The organism is Algoriphagus sp., from assembly GCF_024642405.1.
Lineage (GTDB): Bacteria > Bacteroidota > Bacteroidia > Cytophagales > Cyclobacteriaceae > Algoriphagus.
Window position 1 is genome coordinate 1 of sequence record NZ_JAHEBC010000330.1, and the last position, 4,247, is coordinate 4,247.

Sequence of the window (4,247 nt, forward strand, 5' to 3'; positions counted from 1 at the left end):
AAGAACCTCCCGAATGACAACAATCCCTGTAAACCGGAACTTCTAAAATTACTTTTTCAGAAGCTAAGTCTACTATATTATCTTTAAAAACAAATCTTGATAACCTATTAAGAGAAGTATTTGGTGGAGCATAATAAAGATAAATCCAATGATTCATCTCAAATTCTGGATCTTTTGCCAAACCCATCAATCCATCTTCTCTTTCTGGATAAACCTCCAAAAAACCGACTTCAATTAGATTGCCAGTTTCATTTTGATATAGTCTGATCTTACCGGCTCTTTCAATGATTAAAACATCTTTATTATCAAGAACCTCAATCTCCATTGGTTCATTTAGCTTTTCTACCAGGGTAACTTTTGTAAATCTGCTTTCGTCCGGTTTGATTTCAGCAAAAGGATCTGAATTTTGTTTGGTACAACTACTTAGGAAAAGTCCTATAATAGATGAAACCAAAAGCAATTTTCTCATAAAAATTAACTATTTAATTTATCAGGCTTAAAGGTAAATAATTAAGGTTTTTCCAAAATTACCGACCATGGATTTACAGAATTATTAAAACTAGGCAATGATCAGTCGGTATTTCCTTTATAAATCACATCCAAATTGAATTCCATTGCGTATTTGGAACGAAAAGAAGAAATTTCGTCTTAATAAGCTGAAGTTGAAACACAATGTCTTGATTTATGGTTTTAACTTCAAAGGATAAAAATTCATCCTATTCAAATAATCTTGAATCATCAATGAAATATTTAACTAAAATGTCTTCAAAATTTCTAGTTGCAGGAATTGCACTTTTGCTGACAGCCTGCGGAAACTCTCCGGCAGAAAGTAAACAGAATACTAGTACGGATAGTGAAAAAATATCCTCCTACAAAGGAGATACAGAACTCGCAACATTTGCAGGTGGATGCTTTTGGTGTGTAGAAGCACCATTTGAAGGAATCGATGGAGTGATCGCTGTCACATCTGGTTATGCAGGAGGAAAAGAGAAAAATCCAACTTATGGAGAAGTAAGCAGTGGAAAGACCTCTCATCGAGAATCAGTACAGATTGCTTTTGACCCTGAGGTAATAAGCTATTCAGAGTTGGTTGATATCTTTTGGCAAACCTTTGACCCTACAGATGTAGGGGGATCATTTTATGATAGAGGCTCACAATATGAATCTGCAATTTTCTATCATGATGCAGAGCAAAAGAAAGTTGCAGAGGAATCAAAAAAACTTCTAGGAGCATCAGGAAAATTTGATAAACCCATAGCAACTCCTATTATCAAATACACAAATTTCTATGCGGCAGAGGATTATCACCAAGACTATTACAAAAAGAATCCAAAAGAATATTACGCTTATAGAAATGGTAGCGGAAGAGATGCATTCATTAAAGCCCATTGGCCTGAACTAACCGAAAAGAAATATCCTGCACCATCAAAAACCGAATTAAAGAGCAAATTGACTGATTTACAATATGAAGTGACAATGGAAGATGCCACAGAATATGCCTTCCAGAATGAATATAATGGAAATAAGGAAGCTGGAATTTATGTAGATATAGTAACCGGTGCCCCTCTTTTCAGTTCAAAAGACAAATATGAGTCAGGATCAGGATGGCCTAGCTTTACAAAGCCAATTGATGCAAGAATTATAGAAAAACCTGTGGATAGATCAGCAGGAATGGTAAGAGTTGAAGTAAGAAGTAAGTTAGGAGATAGCCACATAGGTCACGTTTTTTATGATGGCCCCAATCCAACAAATCTGCGTTATTGTATGAATTCAGCTGCGATGAAATTCATTCCAAAATCTGAAATGGAAGCTGCTGGTTACGGTGATTATCTTTGGTTGGTTGATTAATTCATTTTATAAAAAATTAGATAGGCTCGGTAAACCCGGGCCTTTTTTTTACAAGATTTTTCTAAAAGTGAGATTAATTCTAGTAGAATTCACTTTTTTGGTTTTGGGTAACTGATGTTCCCAATATTGCTGACTCTCCTCTCCCATCATAAGTAAACTTCCATGCTCTAAAGGTATTTTGATTTTGTTTGATTTTTCTTTGTAAAGCCTCATTTGAAATTCCCTGACTGCTCCAAAACTTACAGAAGCAATGGTAGGTTTTTTACCAAGACTTATTTCATTATCCCGATGCCAGCCCATCGAGTCTTGCCCATCTCTATATTGATTTAGAAGTACATGTGTAAAACCAGAATTTGTTAGACTTTCTACTTTTTCTTTGATTTCCAATAAAAAATCTGTCCACAGAATTGGAATCATTTGAATTCCCGAATATTGATAAATTTTACCTTGATCTCCGTAGAGAGCAGTCAATCTAGGTTGCATGACAGCTTTCCCAAAGATTTTGATGGGCTCTTGCTTCCAATCAATTTCATTTAGAAGTAGTTTGAAAAATCTATCAGAGGTCTCTTTAGAAAGAAATTTTCCGTAATATTTTGTCACGCCATCAAACGGCAACAAATTTTTATTGGGATCATTAAATAAATCGGATTGCATTTTTAACTGACTTTTTGGCAATTCATAAAAGATAATTTTCCATTCTCAATTCAAATATATTTAGCCGACTTTCTATATTTAGAAAATCGTTTAAAATTGACTTATGAAAAAGTTCGCTTGGATCCTAGGTATCAGTACATTGGTTATTTTCCTTATCTTTTTTTGGTGGAAATTCTATTTTGTTTTTGGTGAAGGGGTAAAAGCTGGAAGTTTAAATTACTTCGTGAAAAAAGGAGTGATTTTTAAAACCTATGAAGGAAGAGTTGTACAAGAAGGGTTTCAAAGTCCGACGGCTGGAGGCTTGCAAAGCAACGAATTTAGATTTAGTGTTGAAAGCGAAGAAATTGCCTCTCAGTTAGAACGTGCTTCTGGAAAGTTTGTAGAACTTCGATATATAGAATTTAATGGAATGCTACCTTGGAGAGGCACTAGTAATTTTGTCGTTACCGAAGTACTCACAGTAGAAGAATCAGGCAAAACGGACGGATCCGCTTTGCCATTTGATCAATAATTAATGGGTCCAATAATCCACTACTACTACTTTTGAAAGGCTATTTCCAAGAACCTCTCCGAAAGCTTTGTGGTCTGGATGAGGAAGATAAATGTCCCTGTCTTCTTCCGAATGAAAAGTCAAGGTAAATGCATGAGTCAGACCATCATTCAAACCTTCTGGACTATTATTAGTACCCCATTCAAAGCCTTTTATTTGTTCAATTTTGCTTGGTAATGCTTTGAAAGCATCTACTATTTCCTGGACTTTCTCTGGTGATGTAGATTCTGTAAATCCAAACAAAACTACATGACGCAATACTGAATCCGGTTTCATCGGTTCTTCCATTTCTATTTCTTCGATTTTTTCTATGATTTTTTGTTCTTCCTTTTCCTGATTACATGCGGAAAAGAAAGCTAATAAGCCTACTATCAGGATTCCTTTATACATTTTTTTCATGTTGATTAATTTATAAATCTAATCTAGGCAGAATAGACAAATTATACCAAGGCTTTTAGGATTTGTAAATACAAGCCAGTAAATATTGGAGAAAAATAGGGAATAAAGGTATCTTATTTTAACTTAACGAAAAATTAGTAGATCTACGAAATAAAAATTAATGAAAACTTATAAGAACCTAGCATTCGTCTTTTTCGCTCTATCCTCATTCTTTTTTGGCTGTTCATCCGAAAAAGAAGAAAGCTCAAATAATCTTGAAAATCCAAACTATTCTTTGGTAAAGGTCGATTCTTTCCAAGTTAACAATTTTACAAGAGTCAATATCCGAGACTATAGTCCAACTGAAAAAATTTATCTTGGTTATTCTTTAACAGAGGATGACATTTTAGAGATTTCTGAGTCAGGGGAGATACAAAAAAGAACTCATAAGAAAGGAGATGGCCCTGGTAACTATGGATCATGGAACCCAACTGGCCTTGGTTTTGGACCTAATAATCTGAGAATCGTAGAATTACCCTTTCAGGTTATTGCCTATAACTCTGACTACGAAATAGTTAATTCTCACAGAATAATGTCTCCTTTACCAATCCGAGCCAATTCGCCACTTGGATCACCTCCTTTTTATCAAAAAAATGACACTACCATGTTGCTTGTAGGGCCAAGTAACTATATTACCGCCAGTAATTTAATTTATAACCAAGTAGGCAAAGACACACTTCAAAACTTCTATCAGCTAAACCTTTTGACAGGAGATGTGAAATCTGTGGTTCCTTATGAAGAGAATTCCATCTATAAT

Annotated in this window: 5 protein-coding genes and 1 pseudogene; 3 read left to right on the forward strand and 3 right to left on the reverse strand. The window is 34.7% G+C overall.

Annotation, left to right across the window (positions count from 1 at the left end; translation table 11 throughout):
* The coding region (locus Q0L68_RS17105) for a PQQ-dependent sugar dehydrogenase (RefSeq protein WP_296705464.1) at positions 1 to 469 on the reverse strand (469 nt) is incomplete at its 3' end.
* Positions 470 to 759: 290 nt separating this feature from the next.
* Here Q0L68_RS17105 and msrA point away from each other — a divergent pair.
* Positions 760 to 1,848 (forward strand): peptide-methionine (S)-S-oxide reductase MsrA, encoded by a 1,089-nt coding sequence (gene msrA, locus Q0L68_RS17110; protein ID WP_296705466.1) that lies wholly within the window; start codon positions 760 to 762, stop codon positions 1,846 to 1,848.
* Positions 1,849 to 1,896: 48 nt separating this feature from the next.
* Here msrA and Q0L68_RS17115 read toward each other — a convergent pair whose 3' ends face one another.
* Positions 1,897 to 2,502 (reverse strand): alpha-ketoglutarate-dependent dioxygenase AlkB, encoded by a 606-nt coding sequence (locus tag Q0L68_RS17115; RefSeq protein ID WP_296705469.1) that lies wholly within the window; start codon positions 2,500 to 2,502, stop codon positions 1,897 to 1,899.
* 103 nt (positions 2,503 to 2,605) lie between these two features.
* Between Q0L68_RS17115 and Q0L68_RS17120 the strand changes: the two genes are divergently transcribed.
* Positions 2,606 to 3,013, forward strand: a complete 408-nt coding sequence (locus Q0L68_RS17120; RefSeq protein WP_296705470.1) for a hypothetical protein — start codon at positions 2,606 to 2,608, stop codon at positions 3,011 to 3,013.
* On the opposite strand, the gene Q0L68_RS17125 is transcribed toward Q0L68_RS17120, so the two are convergent.
* Positions 3,014 to 3,451: a Dabb family protein gene (locus Q0L68_RS17125; RefSeq protein ID WP_296705472.1), complete on the reverse strand. Its 438-nt coding sequence runs from the start codon at positions 3,449 to 3,451 to the stop codon at positions 3,014 to 3,016.
* Positions 3,452 to 3,611: 160 nt separating this feature from the next.
* Here Q0L68_RS17125 and Q0L68_RS17130 point away from each other — a divergent pair.
* Positions 3,612 to 4,247 (forward strand): annotated as a pseudogene (locus Q0L68_RS17130) (hypothetical protein); the annotation flags it as partial.